The following is a 20,125-nucleotide window of genomic DNA, read 5'->3' as shown; positions in this document are numbered from 1 at the left end:
CGGTGCGGATCCATCGTCCGGGGCGCCCGGGACACACGGACGCACGGCGTCCAGGGCGCGATCCGCGCGGCCGGCCGCCGGTGCCGAGACCGGCGGCCGGCCGCCCCCCGTGCGTACGACCGGCCGTCAGACCACGCCGCGCGCGCTCTCGTAGCTGTTCGCGCAGGGCCACAGGGCCGGGGCCTCCTCCTCCAGCTCCTGGAGTTCGAGGATCTCTGCCATGTCGTTCACCTCCTCTCTCCGTCCGTTCCGGACAGGGTCCGCGGGTCGAGGTAGGGCAGGACCGGACCGGTCCCCTCGAACGCGGAGCTCAGGGCGAGCAGGACGCCCGCCGACCCGGTGGCCAGGTCCGCCGCGAGGCGGACCGACCGGAAGCCGGGGAAGGCCAGATGGCCGCGGTAGGACCGGGCGTGCCAGGCCAGGCGGTGGATCTGGGTGCGGATGGCCGCGGCGTCCCCGGGCCTGCCGAGAGCGGCGAGAACCGCGATGCCCCCACAACGGCCGCGGACCAGACCGGAGTTGCGTACGTACAGCGCGCGGCAGGTGTGCAGGAGCGTGCGGAGCGTGGCCGTCCGCGCCGGGTCGGGGCGGTGCGCGAGCAGGTGCCGCAGCGCGAAGGCGAGGCCGGTGCTGCCGCCGTGCAGATAGGGCAGCCGGTGGGTGCCGTCGAAGAGCGTGAGGTGGCCGTCGGGGCCCATGGCGCACCGGTCGAGGTCATGGCCGAGCGCGGTGTCGGCGGCGTCCAGCCAGCGCCGGGCGCGGGTCTCCTCGTACAGCCGCAGGAAGAGCAGGGCGATGCCCGCGCCTCCGTGCAGCAGGCCGTACGGCGCGGGCTCGCCGGGCCGCGGGACGGGCGGTCCGGCCGCTACGCGGGCGGCCAGCCTCTCCGCCGTACGGACCGCCTCGTCGCGCAGCGACGCGTCCCCCGTGGCCCGGGCGAAGCGCAGCTGGTTCAGGGCGATGCCCGCGGCGCCGTTCGCGAGACCGGGACAGGCGACCTCGGCTGCGGCCGCGCGGCAGCGGTCGAGCAGCTCCAAGGCGGCCTCGCGATGCCCCAGTTGATCGAGTGTCAGGGCGATGCCGTGCAGGCCGTCGTGGAGGCCGGGCCTGGGCGCGGGGTCCCGGCGGGCGGCCGCGGTCAGCCACGCGACGTACTCCTCGGGGACCTCGGCGCCCACCCGGTGCAGCGCGTGGAGGACGCCGGCCGCGCCGTAGGCGAAGGCGGGGCCGCCGATGGCCGCCGGGCCGGTGGGCGTGCCGGGGAAGAGGCGGTCGGCGCGGCCGGGCGTGGCCATCGCGTGGATGCCGTCGACGAGGGAGTCCCGGATCGCCGGCCAGTGGGGTTCCGGCGCCGCGAGGAGGTCCCCGGGGTGATCCCGCGCGGCGGTGCTCCGGCCGGCCGGGCTCAGGCCGGTGAGCAGGGCCGCGCCGAAACCCGTCGGCAGCGGGTAGATCCGGCCGATGGCCGTGGTGAGGTTGCGCAGCCCCGCCGGGCTGTCGTACGGGAGGGGCAGGAACAGCCACAGGCGCAGGAGGTTCAGCAGGTGCGCGGTGGCGTCGGCGCCGCGGAGGCCGTCGGGTGCGGTGTGGCCGGGGTCGCCGAGGGCGGGCGCGCGCCCGTCGGCAAGGCCGGTGGCGGTGGCGAGGCCGACGAGGACGAGGCGGCCGTCAGGGCGGACGATCACGTCCTCGGGGGCGAGCTCCCCCAGGCGCAGCCCCCTGGTGTGGAGTCGGCGCAGCGCCTGGCCGAGGGCGTCGAGGATCGCGAGGGCCCAGGTGGTGTACGCGGGGGCTTCCTTCTCGGCGCGTTCCTCGGAGGTCAGCGGGAGGGCGAGGGCGGCGGCCTCGGCCAGACTGGTGCCCTCGACGTGCTCCACGGCGAGGAAGTGGTGCTCGCCGAGGACGTGGTGGCCGACGAGGCGGGGCACGCAGTCCAGGCCCGCGAGCCGTTCCAGGGCCGCGCGTTCCCGGGCGAGCCGGGTGACGGCGTCCTCGCCGCGCCGGTCGAGGGCGGCGTGGGGACGGGCCTCGCGGAGCACGACCCGCGCGCCGGTCCGCCGGTCGGTGGCGAGGTAGGTGCCGCCGCCGTTGGTGAGCCGCAGCGCGCGCCGTACGCGGAAGGGCAGTTCCCCCTCCGGCGGGGCGTGCAGGGCGGAAAGGTCGGCGCGCAGCACGTCGGGCAGGGGCAGCCGGTCGGGGCAGCGGAAGAGGGGGCGGCGGAGGGGGTCCTCGGGGGCGGGGGTGCCGTCCGGTGCTCCCGAGGCGTACCGCGCGTAGAGGGGGCCCGAGCGGTGCCGCAGGGCGCCGAGGACGTAGGGCCCGGGGGTCCCGTCGAGCGGGGCGGCGAGTTCACCGAGGGAGTTGGCCAGGGCGGAGGCGTCCGTGAGATGGAGGGTGAGGAGGTCGCCGCTGGTGAGCCGGTCGGCGCGCACGCCGTTGAGGACGCGTGCGGCGGCCACGCTGCGGATGATGTCGACGGCCAGGCCGTGCCGTACGGCGTGGGCCCGGACCAGCTCGGCGGTCCGTGGCACGTGGTCCGGGGTGACCGAGACGTGGATCTTCCAGCCCTGTCCGGGCGGAGCGGTGCCGTCCGGCCGCAGGCGGACCCACCAGCCGTGCGCGGTACGGGTCCAGCCCGCGGGCGGTTCCCGGGTGGCCGCGGCGAGCCGTTCACCGTCGTCCGGGAGGTTCTCCGGGAGTTCGAAGAGGACGGGGTCGGCCAGGGAGAAGCGGTCGTAGTCCTGGAGTGTCATCATGGCGGGCGCCCTCTGCCGGATTCCATCGGGGTGTCGGTCACTGCGCGGCGGTCACTGCGCGGCGGTGAGGAATTCCGGTGGATCGAGCCGTACGGTGCGCCGGTCGATGCGGGCCCGGTCCTCCGGCGAGGCGAAGTGGCGATCCATCTTCCGTACGGCCTCCGCCCATTCCTCGACGGTGTGGACCGCCGAGAGGGTCTCGACCACGAAGGGGTCTTCCAGGCGAGCGAGGGCGCGTTCCCACAATTCCCTCGCGGGGACGTCGAGGAGATTGCCGACGGTGCCCTCGTAGACGGGAATTCCGCGTACGGCCCCGTCCGGTTCCACCTGCATCACCCGGGTGTCGACCTGTTGGGCGACGCGTTGCGGATTCATGACGAGGTTGAAATTGTCGGTGGTGAACACCGTCACGGTCGGCGGGGCGAGTTCCCTTAGCCGCCGGAGCTGTTCCTCGCTCGTCAGCCGGGCGACCCGGGCCTGGTCGAGCAATTCGTTCCGGCAGAATTCCGGTCGGCTGGCGAGCCCTTCGGGCACGGCCGCGTTGAAGGCGAGGGTGTGGAGTTCGGGAAACCTGGGGGCGATGTCCATGGCGAACTGCTCCAGTTCGCCGATGTTGGACCGGATCACCACGCAGTCGATCCCGAAGCGCAGCCGCCGGGCGCCCTCGGTCCGGCGCCGCCGGGCCACGTCGTCGAGCTTGCCGAGGGCGGCCATGGCCCGGGCGAAGGAGCCCGCCCGGCCGCGGACGCGGTCGTGCGTGACAGCCGTGGCGCCGTCGAGGCTGACGATGACCTCGTCGAACGCGCCCGCGAGACGTTCGGCGACCGACCGGCTCATCACCCACCCGCTGGTGTTGACGGAGGTCTTCACCCCGGCCCGCCGCAGCCGCTCGGCGACCTCGAAGACGCCCGGCACGACGAGCGGTTCACCGCCGGAGAGCGCGACGACCCGCGGCCCCAGGGAGATCAGGGCGTCGGTCACGCGCAGCAGGTCCGGGAGACGCAATTGCCGGGTCGGACGCCGACCGGATTCCGAATAGCAGTGCGAGCATCGCAAGGGGCACGCATATGTGGTGTCCCAGATGACCACCTCGGGCCCGGCGGAAAGACTCATCGAAACCACCCGCTCTCGGAAATCCCACTCGCCTCACCGAAATCACCTTCCCGGACCCTGCCGGGCGGGAGGAGACCACTCGAGTGTGCTGCGCCGGGCGTTTTCCGGGGACCCGGTCCACCCCCAATCTCCTTGGAGGTTTTCCGCCATCCGGGCACGGAGGTCCTCTTCCTGGACGGCCGTGGCACGGCCCGCCGATAATGCGGGGGTGACGGCCAGGAGCGGGTGGATGCGGGTGGCCGCGTGGGGCGGGGCTCCCTGCCTGCTCTGGGCGACCGTCATCGGGACGACCCAGTTGCAGAACCGCTATACGCTGCCGTGGATTCTCGGATCCGTACTGCCGTGTTATTTCGCCGGCCTGTTCAGCTGGTGGCACGCGCCGGCCAGTCCGATCGCACGGCGTCTGCTGCTGATCGGCGTGGGCCTTTCGGCGACCATCGCCCTTCGCTATACCGAGACGCTGCTCACCATGACGTTCGGCTGGCGCCTGCACCCCCGCACCGGCCACCCCTCCCCCGAGGGGTATCTCGGCCTGATCTGCGGACAGTTGGACGACATGACGGTCAGCGTCCTCATCGTCCGGCTGCTGGCCCTGCTGCCCGACGGCACCCCCCGCTTCGCCTACGAACGCCGCCTCCTGCGCGCCTTCTGGGCCCTGCTGGCCCTGCCCCTGGTGCTGCCGCTGACCCCGGTGTCCGACCGCGTCGCCCACGGCCTGGTCTTCTACTACCCGGAGGCGTGGCTGCCCGCGGTGGGCGCGGTGCTGCTCGTGGTCCGCTGTCTGCGCGCCCGGGCGGCCGGGCAGCGTGACATCGCCGCCCTGCTGCCCTTCGCCGTGCCGGGGGCGGCCCTGCTTCTGGCGCGCGCGGCGTCCCGGCTGTTCCGCACCTGGCAGGGCGACCACGGCTACCTCTACTTCATCGGCGCGCTCCTGGGCGCGCTGCCGTACGTCCTGATCTCCCTCCTCGTCGTCTACGCCGCGTTCCGGCACCGGCTGCTCGGCGTGGACATCCCCGTCAGCCGGGCGGCCGTGCACGGGGCGCTCTGGCTCATCGTCAACAGCTGGTACCTCGGCATGGCGATGACGCTCGGGCTGACCGCCGGGCAGTACCTCCCGATCGGGCTGGCCGTGCTGATCGCCGTCACCGCGACCGCCCTGTTCCAGCCGCTGCGGAGCCGGCTGAACCGCCTGGTCGAGCGCCATGTCCTCGGCAAGCGCCTCACCAGCTTCGAACTGCTCGTGCAGTTCGGCAGCACCCTGGAGCACGCGTACGACCTCGACCGGCTCGCCCCGCGGCTCGCCGCCGGGCTGCGGGACGGCCTCAGCCTGCGCTGGGTGCGCGTGCGGCTGGGCGGCGACGGCCTGCCCGTCTCGCTCGCCGAGGCGGGCGATCCGTCGGGCGGGCCACCGCACGGATCGTTCCCCCTCCGGCACGGCGACGAGATCCAGGGGCTGATCGAGTACGGGCCCAAGGTGGCCGGCCGCTTCACCCCCGAGGACCACGACGTCGTGGAGACCCTCGCCGGCCCGGCGGCGCTGGCCGTGCACAACGTACGGCTGGCCGCGGCCCTTTGCGCGAAGGTGGCGGAAGTGCAGCGGCAGGCCGCCGAGCTCGACGCCTCCCGCGCCCGCATCGTGCACGCCCAGGACAGCGAGCGGCGCCGCATCGAACGGCGGCTGCACGACGGGATCCAGCAGGAGCTCGTCGCGCTCGTCGCCCGGCTGGCGCTCGCCCGCAACCGCCTGCACCGGGGAGCCGACATCGACGCGGCGCTCGTCGCGATACAGGACGACGCCTGCCGCGTCATCGACGAACTCCGCGAATTCGCCCACGGCATCCACCCGCCCGTCCTCACCGACCAGGGGCTGGTGGCGGCCGTGACGTCCTGCGCGCGCCGGATGCCGATGCCCGTCACCGTGCACAGCGGCGACGAGGTCGAGGGCGCGCGGTTCGCGCTGGACGTCGAGGAGTCCGCGTTCTATCTCGTGTCCGAGGCCCTCACCAATGTGCTCAAGCACGCCCACGCCCGCCATGTGACGATCCGCCTCGCGCGCGAGGACGGCTGGCTGCTGGTGGAGGTGCGCGACGACGGCACCGGCTTCCCCGTCGGCTCCACCCGGGGGTCGGGCCTGACCGGCATGCGGGACCGCATCGAGGCGGTCGGCGGCGAACTGGGGATCACCGCCGGACCCGGCGGCACCACCATCCGCGCCCGGCTGCGGGAGCGCGTCAGAGAGGAAGCCCGTGCCTGAGCCCCTGCGTGTCGTCATCGCCGAGGACCACTACCTGGTCCGCGAGGGCACGCGCCGCCTGCTGGAGGACACCGGTGAGGCCGAGGTCGTCGCCGCGGTGGGCACGGCGGAGGAGCTGCTCGCCGCCGTCGACCGCCTGCGGCCCGAGGTCGTCATCGCGGACATCAGGATGCCGCCCGGCCACCACACCGAGGGCATCGCCGCCGCGCACGCGATCCGCGCCGCCCACCCCGGGATCGGCGTCGTGATGCTCTCCCAGCACGCCAACGAGCACTACGCCTTCGACCTCTTCCGCCGGGGCACGGACGGCCTCGCCTATCTGCTCAAGGAGCGCATCGGGGAGGTGGACGAGCTCCTGCGCGCGCTGCGGGAGGTGGCCGCCGGGCGCTCGGTCGTCGACCCGCGCATCGTCGAGGTGCTGATGGGCAGTCACGTCCGCGCCTCGGACGCGCCGCTGGCCGCGCTCACCCGCCGCGAACTCGACGTCCTGCGGCACATGGCCGAGGGCAAGACGAACCGGGCGATCGCCGAGGCCCTGACGCTGTCGGAGTCCACCATCGAGAAGCACGTCAACTCCACCTTCGCCAAGCTCGGTCTCGCCGAGGTCCCCCAGCTCCACCGCCGGGTCAGCGCCGTGCTCGCCTACCTCCGCCACGCCCCCTCGGGCCCGCCCGGCCGGGGATGACATCATCGGCGTGCGGATCGCGCCGGCCGTCGAGGAGCCCGCGCCCATCACCCCGAGGAGCAGCATGAACGTCGAACAGCGCCCCGCCGGACCGGCCCCGGCGGGCAGGCTGATCGAGAAGGTCGCGTGGATCCGGCTGAGGAACGGCCGGGTGCTCACCGCCCGTACGCACGACAGGCCCGCCTTCTATCTCCCCGGCGGCAAGCCGGAGGCCGGTGAGAGCCGGGAGGAGGCCCTGGTCCGGGAGATCACGGAGGAGCTCGGCGTCACCCTCGACCCCGCGACCGTCGCGCACGCGGTCACCGTCGAGGCCGCGGCCGACGGCAAGGCGGCCGGCACGGTCGTGCGGATGGTCTGTTTCACGGCCGAGGGCACGGGCACCCCGGCGCCGGACGGCGAGATCGCCGAGGTGGCGTGGCTGGGCCCGGAGGACCGCGACCGGGTCAGCACCGCCACCGCCATGGTCCTGGACGAACTGGTGGCCGCGGGGCTGCTGCCCCGCGGCCGAGGAGAGGCACCACTCGGCTGAGGCTCCAGGGCGCCCCGGAGCGCCGGGCGGCCGCTAGCCGGCGTTCGCCACCAGCTCCCGGTAGAGGCGGTCGGCCGCCTCCGGCTCCTGCGCGTACGTCGCCACGGTCCGCTTCTCGCCGCGCTCGGTCAGCGCGACCTCCCAGCCGTCGGCCCCGTGCCGCAGCGAGTAGAACTCCGAGGCCGGTACGGCGGAGTCACGCGCGTCACCGAGCCGGTAGGAGTCGTCGGGCACGCCTGCCGCGCGCAGCGCCGCCCGTACGTCGCCCCGCTGCGCGCCGTGCCGCCGCGCGAGGGAGGGCCGCGGGGCCGCGGCGGGCGTGCGCGTCGTGGGCAGCTCCTCCAGGTACTTGTGGTCCAGCAGCCACTTGACGTTCACGTCCTTGGGGAGCGTGGGGTCGGCCGCCTGGTCGAGCTTGATCTGGAGGCCCTTGCCGGGCTGGCCGAACCAGGGGGCGATGGCGCCCTCGTAGACGCCGAACGGCTTGCCGACCTTGTAGACGTGGTAGTTGCACACCGCGCCGCCCGGGTAGGTCCGCAGGTTGGACGGCGGGACGGCGCGTGCCGCGTACGAGACGTCGGTGGGGGCGAGGAAGGTGCCCGTCGGCTGGCCGAAGCGGTCCACGTGGGCGCCCGCCTTCAGCTTGACGATCTTCTTGGGGCCGTCGAAGCCGTCGTTGCCGGGCCACTTCCAGTCCTTGCCGTCGGCCGTCCGCCACTGCTTGAGGAAGACGTCGGGGGCCGGGCTGCCCTTGCCGGTGCGGACCCAGTTCTTCAGCAGGGGGCCGAGCGGCGCCTTGCCCGGCAGGTCCGCCGCGCCGAGCGCCCAGTTGTCTCCGAAGGGCTTGGCACAGCTGCCGTCAGCGGTCACGGCGTCCGGGCCGGCCGCCGCCGGTGCGGAGCCCTGGGCGTGTGCCGTGCCGGTCAGTGCGGTGCCGGCCAGCACCGTGCCGCATATCGCCGCCGTTATTCGGACCTTGCGTGTCATAAAGGCTCTCCGGGTGTGCAGTTTGTGACTGGAGTGGCACTCGGCCACCTCAGAACACTGCAATAAACAGACACACCGGAGGAAGAAGGGATCAAGCCGTCTGCATTCGGCCGGACGTACGCCTGGGCCGGGATGCTTCCGTCGGCCCAGGGGCCGGGCGCGGCCTCAGCCGCGGATCAGGTCCGCGGCCCGTTCCGCGATCATGATGGTCGGGGCGTTGGTGTTGCCCCGGGGGATCACGGGCATGACCGAGGCGTCGCACACCCGCAGCCCGTCCACCCCGGTCACCCTGAGCGCCGCGTCGACCACCGTGCCCATCGCGCAGGTGCCGACCGGGTGGTAGAGGGTCTCCGCGCGGGCCCGCGTCCACCGCTCCAGCGCCCCGCGGTCCGTGGCCGGGAGGGCGTAGAGGGTGGCGAAGTGGCCGGCCAGCGGCCGGGTGCCGCCGATCTCGACGACCAGTTCCAGGCCGTCGACGAGGCGCGCGAGGTCGGTGGGCCCGGTGCCGTAGCAAGGGTCGATCACGGGGGCCGCCGCCGGATCGGCGGAACGGAGCGTGATCCTCCCCCGGCTCGTGGGCGTCAGCAGGGACACCCCGATCGTGAACCCGGGACACGGCGGCGGCGTCAGGCCGTGCTGGTCGAAGAGCACGGGGGCGGCGTGCAGTTGCAGGTGCGGCGGGCCGTCCCCGGCGGTGACGAAGGCGCCCGCCTCGACCACGTGCGACGCCAGCGGCCCACGGCGCCCGGCCGCGTAGCGCAGCACGTTCGCCGGGCGGAGGGCTGATTCCATGGTGCGGATGCCACGCACCTCCCAGCCCGCGCCGATGGTCAGGTGGTCCTGGAGGTTCCGCCCGACCTGCGGGCTGTCGGCCACCACGGCGATGCCCAGCGCGGCGAGTTCGGCGGCGGGGCCGATGCCGGAGAGCAGGAGCAGCCGGGGCGAGCCGATCGCGCCGGCCGCGAGGATCACCTCGCGGCGGGCACGGAACTCCGTTTCCCCGCCGTCGAGTCCGGCGCTCACCCCGACCGCCCGGCCGTGCTCGACGAGGACGCGCCGTACGGTCGCCCGGGTGCGCACCGTCAGATTGCGGCGCCGGGCGGCGGGGCGGAGGAAGGCGCTCGCGGTGCCGGCGCGGCGGCCGCGCCGGACGGTGGCCTGGTAGAAGCCGACGCCGTCCTGCCGGGCGCCGTTGAAGTCGGGATTCGCGGTCAGTCCCGCCGCCTGGGCCGCCGTGTGGAACGCCTCGCTGAGCGGGTGCCGGTCGCGGAGGTCGGAGACGGTGAGCGGGCCGCCGGTGCCGTGGTAGGCGTCGGCGCCGCGGGTGTTGTGCTCCGAGCGCCGGAAGTACGGGAGGACGTCGCCGTAGCCCCAGCCCTCCAGGCCCCGTTCGCGCCAGCCGTCGTAGTCGGCGGCGTTTCCCCGGACGTACACCATGGCGTTGATGGAGGAGCCGCCGCCGAGGACCTTGCCCGCGGGCCAGTACAGCTCCCGGCCGTCCAGTGCGCGCTGGGCGCGGGTGCGGTGGTCCCAGTCGACCTCGGTGCGGAAGAGCGTGGAGAAGGCGGCGGGCACGGATATCGCGCGGACGGCGTCGTCGCGTCCGGCCTCCAGGAGCAGGACGCTCGTGCCGGGGTCGGCGCTGAGCCGGGCGGCCAGGACGCAGCCGGCGGACCCGGCGCCGACGATCACATAGTCGTAGTCATGGTCGTGGCCGGCCCGGTCGCCCACGCTCAGTCCTGGTCGTGGTGGCAGACGGCTTCGAGGAGGAAGCCGTGGGGGTCGGTCCAGAACGTGGCGTAGTAGGGCGGTGGGTATTCGGGGAACTCCCGTGGCGCGTGGACGATTTCACTGCCCGCGTCGGCCACCGCCGCAGCGACCTCCCGGACCCGGGTGCGGGTGCGGACCATGAAGGCGAGGTGCTGGAGGCCGGTGCGGTGGCGGGAGTACGCGCCGGGCTCCGCGCTCTCGTAGAGGAAGAGGTAGGTGCCGCGCTTGCCGCCCGCGGGCCGGTAGGCGTGCTCTGCCGCGTCGCCGAAATAGGTCTCGTAGTCCAGCAGGGGCAGGATCCGGTCGTAGTACGCGACGGCGGCCCGCAGGTCGGGCACGCCCAGGCCCAGGTGTCCGATCACGCGGCGCTTCCTTTCATCGGTTTCACCGGTTTCACCGGGGTGTGTGCCTGGCGGGGCATGGCGGCCAGCACCAGCACAGCCGCGACGAGGTTGCAGACGGCGGCGACGCCGATGGCCGTCTGGATGCTGTCCGCGAGGGCCCGGCCCGCCGGTTCCAGGATCGCCGTGCGTGCGGCGGGCGGCAGCCCGGAGACGTCGGGGCGGCCGCCCGAGGAGAGCCGCTCGACGATGCGGGCGCGTTCGCCGTCCGGGAGCGCGAGGCGGGCCAGCGCGCCGGGCAGCTTGTCGCGGAAGTGCTGGATGACGACGGTGCCCAGGACGGCGACGCCCAGGACCCCGCCGATCTGCCGGGAGGTCTGGACGGCCCCGGCGCCCATGCCCGCGCGGTTCTCCATGACGGCGGCGAGCACCGCGATGGTCCCGGGCGTGACGGCCAGGGTCGTGCCGAAGCCGATGAGGACGAACGGGCCGGTGTACTCCAGGAATCCGTCGTCCATCGGCACCCGGGTCAGGGCGAGCAGGCCCAGCGCGGAGACGGCGCAGCCCGCGGCGAGCGGGAGCCGGGCGCCGAAGCGGCCGGTCACCCATCCGGCGACGGGCGCGGCCACGGCGGTCGCCGCGGTCAGCGGGAGGAAGCGCAGCCCGGTGTCGTAGGCGGAGAGCCCCTCGAAGGACTGGAAGTGGACCGAGAGGAAGAGCAGGACGCCGAACATGCCGAAGAAGGTGACCATGCCCGCGAGGTTGGGCAGGGTGAAGGCCCGGTCGCGGAAGAGGGCGGGCGGCAGGACCGGGGCGCGGGTGCGCAGCTCCCAGCCCGCGAAGCCGGCGAGGAGGACCGCCGCGAGGGCGAGCACGCCGAGGACGGCCGCGGAGGTCCAGCCCCAGTCGTCGGCCTGGATGAGACCGAGGGTCAGGGAGCCGACACCGGCGGAGAAGAGCACCATGCCGAAGGTGTCGATGCGGCGGCCGGCGCGGTCGCGGCCGCCGGGGATGAACCGCAGGGCGGCGAGCGCGGCGAGGAGCCCGATCGGCACGTTGACCCAGAACACGCTGGCCCAGCCGAAGTGGGTGACGAGGAGGCCGCCGGCCAGCGGGCCGCCCGCGAGCCCGAGGCTGCCGACGCCGGACCAGATGCCCACGGCGGCGGCCCGCACCCGCGGGCTGCCGCCCTGCGCGGTGATCAGGGACAGCGAGATCGGCATGATCACCGCACCGCAGGCGCCCTGGAGCCCGCGGGCGGCGAGGAGGAAGCCGATGTCCGGCGCCACGGCGCAGAGCGCCGACGCGACGGTGAAGCCCAGGATGCCCATGAGGAACACCCGTTTGTGGCCGAACACGTCACCGATGTCACCGGCCACGAGCATGAGGCAGGCGAACGTCAGGGTGTAGGCGTTGACGACCCATTGGAGACCGGTGAAGGTCGTGCCCAGGGAGTCCTGGATGTCGGGCAGCGCGACGTTGACGATCGTCGTGTCGAGCCAGACCATGAACAGCCCGGTGCAGAGGATGACGAGCACCGGTGCCATGGACCGCAGCGTCACCGCGTCCCCTGGGGCCTCCGGCACGCGCGGCCGCCGCAGCCTCTCCGCCTCCGTCATGTCTCTCCACGCCTCCTCGGCCCCGGGGGCCTACCGGCTCACAGCTGAGATCCGACAGTCCAGGTCGGCCGGTGCGGTGCCGCACCGGTGGGCGAACAGTTGCTCCCCGGGCGGGGCGGCGCTGGCCACGAGGCGGTCGGGGCGCGAGCCCGCGAAGGTCTCGGGAGCGACGGCATCCGGTCCGAACAGTGTGCGAGCGAGGTGGTGATGGGCGACGTCGACGCTCTTCCACCGGCCGTCGTCGTCCCGGACGTCGAGCCAGGTGTGGTCGCTGACCTCCGGCCCCACGAGCCAGCCGGTGCGGCCACGGACCTCGTATCCCGCGGCGGTGAGCCGCCGCGCGAGCGCGAGCGTACCACTGACGCAGTCGACCAGCCCCCGTTCCGCCATCCACGCGGCGTCGGCGCGGACGGCGGCGGGCATGCGGACGTAGCGCAGCGGCCGGGCGAGCTCGCGGGCGGTCTCGGCGCGCAGCCGCGGGCCCACCAGAGCGGCGTGTACGCCGCGGGTCCGCACCCGGTGGCTCAGGGTGTGGACGGCCGCGGGGCCGGACCAGCGCCGGGGCCCGGCACCCTCGGCGGGGGTGCCGGGGGTATCGGGGGTGTCGTACGGGACCGGTGGCCAGACCCGCCAGTGCCCCTCCCCCTGATGACGTAGGCAGGTCAGGGTGGTCCGCAGTTCCCACTCGCGTGTGCGTGACCACTGCCGGGGGTCCTGCCGGGTGAAGCGCAGGGCCAGCGAGAGGGCGATCTCGGGTACGGAGGCGCGCGAGCCGGAGTGGACGGCGAGGTTGAACAGGTCGCGGCTGTCGTAGCGTTCGCCGTCGGGCGCCGGCCTCGCGGGCAGGCCCCCGGCGGTGAGCGCCTCCCACACCCGGGGCGGGCAGCGCAGCAGGTGCCGGGCGGTGGCCGCGTCCAGCTCGGGCCGGGCGTGGGCGGCGGGCACGGGCACGAAGCCGTCGAGGGCCGCCTGCCAGCCCGCCTCCACGGCGGCGGCGCCGCTCATGTCTTCGCCAGGAAGCTGCCCACGACGGTCTCGAACTCCTCGGTCGCCTCGATGAACGGCATATGGCCCGCGCCCTCGATGACGTGGCCGGTGGCGTCGGGGATCAGGTCCGTGGCGTCCTTCAGGGTGGTGCGGGACCACAGGTGGTCGCCGTCCCCGATCAGCAGCAGCACCGGCCGGGTGAGCCGCGCGAGCAGGGCGGGGTCGCCGGACGCCTGACGGAGTTCGCTCACACACGCGCGGACCTGTGCCTCGGAGTTGAGGGCGAGGAAGTGTTCGCGCAGCGCGAGGTAGGTGGCGCGGCCGCCGCGTTCGATGGCCTTGTCGGTGAAGACCAGCGGATAGAGGTAGTCGAAGACGCCCGCGGCGTGCGTGGTGTCCAGCCGCTGGAGCCAGTCCTTGGCCATGAGCCGCATGCGCAGCGGGCCGTACGGGGAGAAGGCGGGGCCGGTGAGGACCATGCCGCGCACGCGTTCGGGGTGCCGGAGAGCGAAGTCGCGGCAGATCAGGGTGGAGGCGGAGGTGCCGATGAGGTGGACGGTCTCGTGGCCGAGGTGGTCGAGGAGGTCGCGCAGGTCCCCCACGTGGTCGTCGAAGTGCTGCTCGCCGGGGCCGGGGCTGGAGACGCCCTGGTTGCGCAGGTCGTAGGTGACGACGGTGTGGTCGCGGACGAGGCGTGAGGTGAAGTTCCGCCAGGCGGGGGCGACGATGAAGAAGTTGTTGAGGCAGACGACGGGCGGCCCGCTGCCGACGCTCTCGTAGTAGAGCTCGGCGCCGGTGGCCGTGGGGCAGCGGCCCTGGCCGCGGTAGCGCAGGTCGAGGGTCGCGGGGTCGGCGAAGTCAAACACGGGCGGCCGCCTTCCGCAGGGCGCGGACCTGTTCGGCGGCGCCGTCCTTGAGATAGCGGGTGATGAATGCGCCGATGCGGGCGGGGCTGAGCGGGACGGTGAGGAGGTCCGCGCAGTACCGCCGGGCCCTGGAGGCGTCGAAGACCTTGTCCTGGAGCATGTAGGCGCCCTGGAAGTCGAGGCCCTTGTTGAACGCCTCGTCGATGGAGTTCAGTTCGGCCCGGTCGCCGACCCAGCGCGGCGCGCGGATGCCGAGGGCGCCGGTCAGGGCGGTGAGGGCCTCGCCGAGGCGGGTGGGTTCGCTGTTGGTCAGGTGGTAGACCCCGCCCGGCGCCCGCACGGCGCCCAGGCGTACCGCCGCCGCGGCCACGGCGTCGACGGGCACGAGGTTGCCGCGGGTGGCCGGGTCGCCGAGGATCGCCACGGGGTAGTGGTCGAGGTAGTTGCCGAGCCGGGGCTCGATCAGGGCGCGGAACGCGGTCAGTTCGTCGACGAAGCTGTAGAGGCCGAAGGTGGTGGGCGCGGCGAGGGTCCCGCTGTGGCCGATGACGATGCCGGGGCGCAGGATCCGTACGGTCTCGACCGGCACCTCGGCCACCAGGGCCTCGGCGGCCATCTTGGAGCTCTCGTAGGCGTTGTTGGCGCGGCAGCCGGCGGGGACGGGCTCCTCGGTCAGCAGCCCGGTGCGGTCGCCCACCACATAGGCGGTGCTCACCAGGTCGAAGGTGTGGGCGCCGAGGCGTACGGCCAGCTCGGCGACGTTGCGGGTGCCGGTGACGTTGTGCAGGTCGATCTCCGCGCGGTCGCGGTCCCGGAACTTCAGGGAGGCGGCGGCGTGCCACACCTCGCCCACCGCCGGGGGCAGCAGGGCGTCGGGTATGCCGCAGCCGGGGGCGGTCACGTCGCCGGCCAACACCCGGCAGCGGGTGGCGATCCGGTCGGCGACGTCGTCCATGCCGTAGTCGGCGGCCATGCGGGCGAGCAGCCGGGGGACCCGGCGGGCGGCGGGTTCGTGCCGGCTGTCGCGGGCCAGGCACAGGATGTCGGCGTCGGTGCGGCGCAGCAGTTCGAGGACGATCGCGCCGCCGACGAGGCCGGTGACGCCGGTGACGAGGGCGGGTGGTGCGCCGGACGGCGTCATGGAGCGGGCTCCCTGTGGGCGGCGGGCCGGCCGGTGGCCGGTGGTGCGGCGCGGTCGTCGATGTGGCGGGCGAGCGCCGTGAGGGTGGCGAAGGTCTGGGGAGAGGTGTCCTCGTCCCAGGTGAACGCGAACTCGGTCTCGATGCGGACGAAGAAGTCCACCAGAACCATGGAGGGTAGCCCGAGGTCGCGCAGGGGCGCGGACGGGTCGAGGCGCGCGGTGTCGAGCGGCTCCGGGCCGACGCGGGCGAGCAGGTGGACGAGCCGGCCGAGGGTGTCCGCGGGCGGTGCCCCGCTCAGCCTGCGGTAGAGGTCCTGGACGTCGCCGACGGTGCGGAGGGCGGTGAACTCCTCGGCGGCGTGGCCGTCTCCCGCCTCGCCGATGTCCTCGCTGATCCGGGCCGCGAGCGCGACCCTGGCCAGCGAGTCCAGGCCCAGGTCCTCGCGCAGGCGGGCCGAGGGCACGAGGGCTGTGCGGTCCGCCCAGGGCGGCAGGGTCTCGCTGATCAGGGCGACGGCCCGCGCTCCGGGGTCGTCCTGGGGTGTCCGCCGGCTCATGGCGCCTCTCCGGTGCTGGGTGCGGGTGTCGTCGCGGGGAGGTGAGCCGGCGCGAACAGGCCGTTCCCGAAGCGCTCGGCGATCGCGGCCCGGTCCGGCTTGAGGGTGCGGGTCAGCAGCCCGTTGACGGCGGTGAACGCCTCCTCCGTGCAGAACAGACGGGTGATCCGGGCCGGTTCGGGCAGGCCGCGGTTGACGTCCTCGACGGCACGGTCGAGCCGGGTGCGCACACCGTCGTCCGCCGGGCCCGACAGGGAGACGACCGCGGTCACCACATGCGCGTGCTCGCCGCCCAGCAGTACGGCGTGCGCGACCCCCGGCAGCCCGGCGAGGGCGCGCTCGGCCGGTTCGGGCTGGAGCTTGTAGCCGGACCGCGTGATGATGACGGCCTTCTTGCGGCCGGTGAGGTGCAGGTACGGCCCGTCGAAGTGGCCGAAGTCGCCCGTGCCGGTCCAGCCGTCGGGGCGGTAGACGTCGTCATCGCCGTGCTCACCGTAATAGCCCACGCTGCGGGGCGGGTCGAAGCGGACGAGTATCTCGCCGTCCTCGGCGGTCCTGACGGTGCCGGGGAGCAGCGGGCGGCCCACGGAGCCGTGCCGGGTGCGGCCCGGCAGATTCCAGGAGATGACGCCCACCTCGGTCATGCCGTAGAACTCGTGCAGGGCGAAGCCGAGTTGTTCCATGAGCCGCAGGGTGGCCACCCGGGCGGGGGCCGAGCCGGTGAGCAGCAGCCGCGCCCGGCCGCCCAACTGGGCGTGCGCGTCGGCGAAGAGCCGTCGGCGCACCCGCTGCCGGACGGCGCGCAGGGGGATCAGCCCGGTCAGCCGGCGCAGCCGGTCGGCCCGGCGGCGCTCGGCGGGCGGCAGGGCTAGGTGGCGGTTCTCCACGGTCTCGAAGAAGGCCGGGGGCCCGACGACGACGGTGGGTGCCATCGCCTTGAGCGCCGGGTGCAGCCGCGGCACGTCGGCGAGCCGGATGTCGAAGCCGTGCCAGACGGCGAGGTAGACCATGAGCCGCTGCGGGAAGGCGGTGAGCGGCAGGACCACGAAGATCGCGTCGTCGGCGTCCAGGCGCAGCTGGACGGCGTACTCCTCCAGCGTCGCGACGGTGCCCGGCGCGCTCATCATGACGCACTTGGGCCGGCCGCTGGACCCGGAGGAGAACACCAGCGTGAAGACGTCCGGGCCGGGCACCTGGTGGGCGCGGCCGGGTGCGACGACGGCCGTGCCCAGGTCGTCCAGCGCGGCGGTCCAGGACGGGCCGGGAGCGCGCCGGGTGTATTCGCTCCGCGACATCAGCAGCAGCCCGAGGCCGTACGCGGCGCGGAGTTCCTCCGGCGGGGTGTCGCGGTGGGTCTCGACGGGCAGCGCGACGGAGACGGCCCGCAGCCGGATCAGCGCGAGGTCGGCGACGATCCACTCGTAGCTGTTCGCGCCGAGGATGCCGACGTGCGTCCCGGCGACGACACCCGCGCGCTCCAGCGCGGCGCAGGCGGCGAGGACGTCGTCGTGGACCCGGGCGTAGGATTGGCGGACGATTTCCCGCCCCCGGTAGTACCACAATTCACGCCGGGGGTGTTCGGCGAGGCGATCGGCCAGCGTATGGAATTCGGAATTCACATTTCCGCCGTACGCTCCGGGCGACTGCCCCTTACGGCCCGGAACGCGCATGGCCGATCCCCCCGTTGACACCGATGGTCCATGACCACTGGACCCAGTCGACTCTAGGAGCGCACCGTCTACGCGACGTCTACGGGGCGTCCGCCGGGCGCGGACCGGTACGCCTGCCGCGCCGGTCAGGGAGTTGCTACCCTCACGTCAGCGCTCTCCGATGCGCGGTGACCCCCGATCCGGCTCCCGTGCGAGTCCCCGCTTGATCGCCAAATAGCCGGTTCCCCGCCTCATCCGGAGTGCCCTCGAACTGACTACAATCCGCGCGACCGGAGCGTCGCCCGGAGGCGGCAGATCCATCGGTGGCCCGCTGCCGTCCCGCGTCAACATCTGCATCCCGGGGGAACCGTGAAATTTCGAGTCTTGGGATATCTGGAGATCCGCACCGCCGACGATCAGGTTCTCGATATCACACAGCCCCAGCTGCGTGCCCTGCTCAGCATCCTGCTGCTGCACGCCAACCGCCCCGTGCCCAAGCACCGGCTGACCGACCTGATCTGGGGGCCCGGCCCCCCCGCCTCGGCCTGCGGCATGCTGCGTACGTATCTGTGGAAGGCACGGACCCTCTTCGACGACCCGGGCAGGCTGCGCACCCACCCCAGCGGCTACGCGCTCCACGTGGAGCCGGGCGAGCTCGATCTGCACGACTTCCGCCGCCTCGTCGACGTCGGCGAGCAGCTGCTCGAGGACGATCCGCACACCGCGTCCCTCCTCCTCCAGCAGGCCCTGTCCCTGTGGCAGGAGCCCGTACTCGGTGACCTGCCCCCCACGGCCGCGATGGAGGCCGAGGCCATCCATCTGATGGACCGTCGGCGGCTGGCCGAACGCTCGCTGGTGTGGGCGGAGTTGGCCCTCGGACGGCACCACGAGATCGTGCCCCGGCTGCGGGCCATGGCCGCCGCCGACCCCTTGGACGAACACGCCTGGGCGCAGCTGATGCTCGCGCTCTACCGCAGCGGCCGCCAGGCGGACGCCCTGATGACCTATACCCAGGTCCGTACGCTGCTCGCCGACGAGTGCGGGGTCGACCCCGGGCCCGAGCTGCGCCGGCTCCATCAGCGGATCCTCGACGAGGACGACACCCTGAGCCATCACGGCCCCGAACCGGTGGAGCCGGAGCGCCCGCGCGCGAGCGAGCCGGCCCCGGCGCCCCACCAACTTCCGCCGGACATCCCCGACTTCACGGGCCGTGAGGCCGAGACGGCCCGGCTGGTCATGCTCCTCGAAGCGGCCGGGACCGCCACCGCGCCGCCCGTCGTCCTGGTGTGCGGCCAGCCAGGCGTGGGCAAGACGGCGCTGGCCGTGCACGCCGCCCACCAGCTGCGCCACCGCTTCCCCGACGGCCAGCTCCATGTGCGGCTCGGGGCCACCTCGGACAGCCCGAAGGGCGTCCACGACGCGCTCGGCGAGCTGCTGCGCTCACTCGGCGTCGCCTGCGGGGCCGTGCCCGACTCCACGGACGAGCGGGCGGCGCTGCTCCGTACGCGCCTGTCGGGCCGCCGCGTCCTGATCGTCGCCGACGACGCGGCCGGCCCCACGCAGGCGCTGCTGCCCGGCATGGCGAGCTCCGCGCTCCTGCTGACGAGCCGGATGCGGCTCGCCGCGCCGCCGGGCGCGACCCTGATCGACCTCGAACCGCTCTCCTCCGCCGACTCCCTGCTGATGCTGGAGCGCATGATCGGCCGACGGCGGGTCACCGCCGAACCCGACGCGGCGGCACGGGTGACCGCCGCCTGCGCCGAGCTCCCGCTCGCCCTGCGGATCGCCGGGATGCGGCTGGCCGCGCGGCCCAACTGGCCGCTGAGCACCTTCGCGGAGATCATCGGCGACCGGCACGGCCGTCTCGACGTGCTGGAGGCGGACGACGTGGGCGTACGGGCCCGGCTCGCCCCGAGCTGCGCCGCGCTGGACCCGCGCGCCCGGCGCGCGATGCGGCTCCTCGCCCACGGCGAGCTCGACGACTTCGCGTCCTGGGTCGTCGGGGTCCTGCTCGGCGGACCGTACGCCGACACCGTGGTCGGCACCCTGGTCGACCACTGCCTGCTCACCCCGGTCGGCGTCGACGCGACGGGCGAGCCGCGCTATCGGCTGCCGGAGCTGTTGCGGCTGTACGCGGGGGCGGGCGAGGAGGGGGGCGGGTCTCCTGAGGGGGGCGCGGCGCTTGAGGAGGGTGCGGCGCCTGCGGGGGGTGCGGCGCTTGAGGAGGCCGAGGTCGTACGCGAACGTCTGCTGGACGCCTGGCTGTTGCTGGCCCGCGCCGCCGATCGCGGGCTCGGCCGCCCGCCCCGCCTGCCTCGCCTGCCCCTCCCGCAGCCCGCGGAAGAGGCCCGGGGCGACCGGGCCGATGCCCTCGCCGCCGCGATACCCGCCCGGGTGGCCACCCGGATCACGGTGGACGCCTCGGCGTGGTTCGCGGCCGAGTACGCGAACCTGCGGCGCGCCATCGACCGCGAGTGCGCCGCCCGGCCGGGAGCCGCGGCCCGGCTGGCGGACCGTCAGTTCGCCTGGCAGCAACAGCACGGCCTGCTCGACGACGCCGAGCGGACCTGGCGGCGGATCGCGCGGTGCGCGGCGCTGCTGGGGCAGGAGGCGACGGTGTCGCACGCACGGTATCGCTTGGCGTGCGTTTCGGCTGCGCGGGGTGGGGGGCGGGTGCCTTGTGCGGTGGGGCGGGGGTGGGAGGGGTAGCTGTGGGGTGCGGGTTCGTTGCCGGGTGCGGGTTCGTTGCCGCCTGCGGCGGGAGCGCCGTTGCCTTGTGCGGGTTTCGTTGCCGCCTGCGGCGGGAGCGCCCTTCGGGCGCGGGGGGGGGGGGGGGGGGGGGGGGGGGGGGGGGGGGGGGGGGGGGGGGGG

The 20,125-nt window shown here is 74.1% G+C and carries 15 protein-coding genes; 4 read left to right on the top strand and 11 right to left on the bottom strand.

Annotated elements, in window-relative coordinates; genetic code table 11:
• Nucleotides 1–227: 227 nt before the first annotated feature.
• The gene (gene lanKC / locus ACZ4A5_RS18835) at nucleotides 228–2,756 is read right to left on the bottom strand and encodes a class III lanthionine synthetase LanKC (protein WP_467584783.1); all 2,529 of its coding nucleotides are present in this window, start codon (nucleotides 2,754–2,756) and stop codon (nucleotides 228–230) included.
• Between the two features lie 51 nt (nucleotides 2,757–2,807).
• The gene (locus tag ACZ4A5_RS18830; protein WP_467584780.1) at nucleotides 2,808–3,869 is read right to left on the bottom strand and encodes a radical SAM protein; all 1,062 of its coding nucleotides are present in this window, start codon (nucleotides 3,867–3,869) and stop codon (nucleotides 2,808–2,810) included.
• A 208-nt stretch (nucleotides 3,870–4,077) separates the two neighbouring features.
• Here ACZ4A5_RS18830 and ACZ4A5_RS18825 point away from each other — a divergent pair, with 208 nt between their 5' ends.
• Genes ACZ4A5_RS18825 through ACZ4A5_RS18815 form a run of 3 tightly spaced genes read left to right on the top strand, consistent with a single transcriptional unit; the run spans nucleotide 4,078 to nucleotide 7,337 of the window.
• Nucleotides 4,078–6,123: a GAF domain-containing sensor histidine kinase gene (locus ACZ4A5_RS18825; RefSeq protein ID WP_467584776.1), complete on the top strand. Its 2,046-nt coding sequence runs from the start codon at nucleotides 4,078–4,080 to the stop codon at nucleotides 6,121–6,123.
• The gene (locus ACZ4A5_RS18820) at nucleotides 6,116–6,808 is read left to right on the top strand and encodes a response regulator (RefSeq protein ID WP_467584774.1); all 693 of its coding nucleotides are present in this window, start codon (nucleotides 6,116–6,118) and stop codon (nucleotides 6,806–6,808) included. Before ACZ4A5_RS18825 ends, ACZ4A5_RS18820 begins: the two co-directional genes overlap by 8 nt.
• A gap of 10 nt (nucleotides 6,809–6,818) precedes the next feature.
• On the top strand, nucleotides 6,819–7,337 hold the full coding sequence (locus ACZ4A5_RS18815) for an NUDIX hydrolase (RefSeq protein ID WP_467584771.1): 519 nt from the start codon (nucleotides 6,819–6,821) through the stop codon (nucleotides 7,335–7,337).
• Nucleotides 7,338–7,370: 33 nt separating this feature from the next.
• Here the strand turns inward: ACZ4A5_RS18815 and ACZ4A5_RS18810 are convergent, their stop codons facing one another.
• The 9 genes from ACZ4A5_RS18810 to ACZ4A5_RS18770 form a co-directional block, all read right to left on the bottom strand.
• The gene (locus ACZ4A5_RS18810) at nucleotides 7,371–8,324 is read right to left on the bottom strand and encodes a TNT domain-containing protein (protein WP_467584768.1); all 954 of its coding nucleotides are present in this window, start codon (nucleotides 8,322–8,324) and stop codon (nucleotides 7,371–7,373) included.
• 165 nt (nucleotides 8,325–8,489) lie between these two features.
• Nucleotides 8,490–10,055, bottom strand: coding sequence for a GMC family oxidoreductase (locus tag ACZ4A5_RS18805; RefSeq protein ID WP_467584765.1), 1,566 nt, complete (start codon nucleotides 10,053–10,055; stop codon nucleotides 8,490–8,492).
• Nucleotides 10,056–10,057: 2 nt separating this feature from the next.
• Nucleotides 10,058–10,456 (bottom strand): VOC family protein, encoded by a 399-nt coding sequence (locus ACZ4A5_RS18800; protein WP_467584762.1) that lies wholly within the window; start codon nucleotides 10,454–10,456, stop codon nucleotides 10,058–10,060.
• Nucleotides 10,453–12,054: an MFS transporter gene (locus ACZ4A5_RS18795; RefSeq protein WP_467584759.1), complete on the bottom strand. Its 1,602-nt coding sequence runs from the start codon at nucleotides 12,052–12,054 to the stop codon at nucleotides 10,453–10,455. The genes ACZ4A5_RS18800 and ACZ4A5_RS18795 overlap by 4 nt, the downstream gene beginning before the upstream one ends.
• Nucleotides 12,055–12,084: 30 nt before the next feature.
• The gene (locus ACZ4A5_RS18790) at nucleotides 12,085–13,059 is read right to left on the bottom strand and encodes a hypothetical protein (RefSeq protein ID WP_467584756.1); all 975 of its coding nucleotides are present in this window, start codon (nucleotides 13,057–13,059) and stop codon (nucleotides 12,085–12,087) included.
• Complete coding sequence (locus ACZ4A5_RS18785; RefSeq protein ID WP_467584753.1) at nucleotides 13,056–13,907, bottom strand: alpha/beta fold hydrolase; 852 nt, start codon at nucleotides 13,905–13,907, stop codon at nucleotides 13,056–13,058. Before ACZ4A5_RS18785 ends, ACZ4A5_RS18790 begins: the two co-directional genes overlap by 4 nt.
• Nucleotides 13,900–15,048: an SDR family oxidoreductase gene (locus tag ACZ4A5_RS18780; RefSeq protein ID WP_467584749.1), complete on the bottom strand. Its 1,149-nt coding sequence runs from the start codon at nucleotides 15,046–15,048 to the stop codon at nucleotides 13,900–13,902. Before ACZ4A5_RS18780 ends, ACZ4A5_RS18785 begins: the two co-directional genes overlap by 8 nt.
• Nucleotides 15,045–15,605 carry a phosphopantetheine-binding protein gene (locus ACZ4A5_RS18775; RefSeq protein WP_467584746.1) on the bottom strand — a complete coding sequence of 187 codons (561 nt, stop codon included), beginning with the start codon at nucleotides 15,603–15,605 and terminating at the stop codon, nucleotides 15,045–15,047. Before ACZ4A5_RS18775 ends, ACZ4A5_RS18780 begins: the two co-directional genes overlap by 4 nt.
• Entirely contained in the window at nucleotides 15,602–17,224 is a 1,623-nt protein-coding gene (locus tag ACZ4A5_RS18770; RefSeq protein WP_467584744.1) for an AMP-binding protein, read from the bottom strand. The genes ACZ4A5_RS18775 and ACZ4A5_RS18770 overlap by 4 nt, the downstream gene beginning before the upstream one ends.
• A 399-nt stretch (nucleotides 17,225–17,623) precedes the next feature.
• On the opposite strand from ACZ4A5_RS18770, the gene ACZ4A5_RS18765 reads away from it, so the two are divergent.
• Nucleotides 17,624–19,963, top strand: coding sequence for an AfsR/SARP family transcriptional regulator (locus tag ACZ4A5_RS18765; RefSeq protein WP_467584741.1), 2,340 nt, complete (start codon nucleotides 17,624–17,626; stop codon nucleotides 19,961–19,963).
• Nucleotides 19,964–20,125 lie beyond the last annotated feature (162 nt).

The sequence above is a fragment of the Streptomyces sp. NPDC025618 genome, from assembly GCF_055558795.1.
This window is presented reverse-complemented; position numbering and strand designations above follow the sequence as displayed.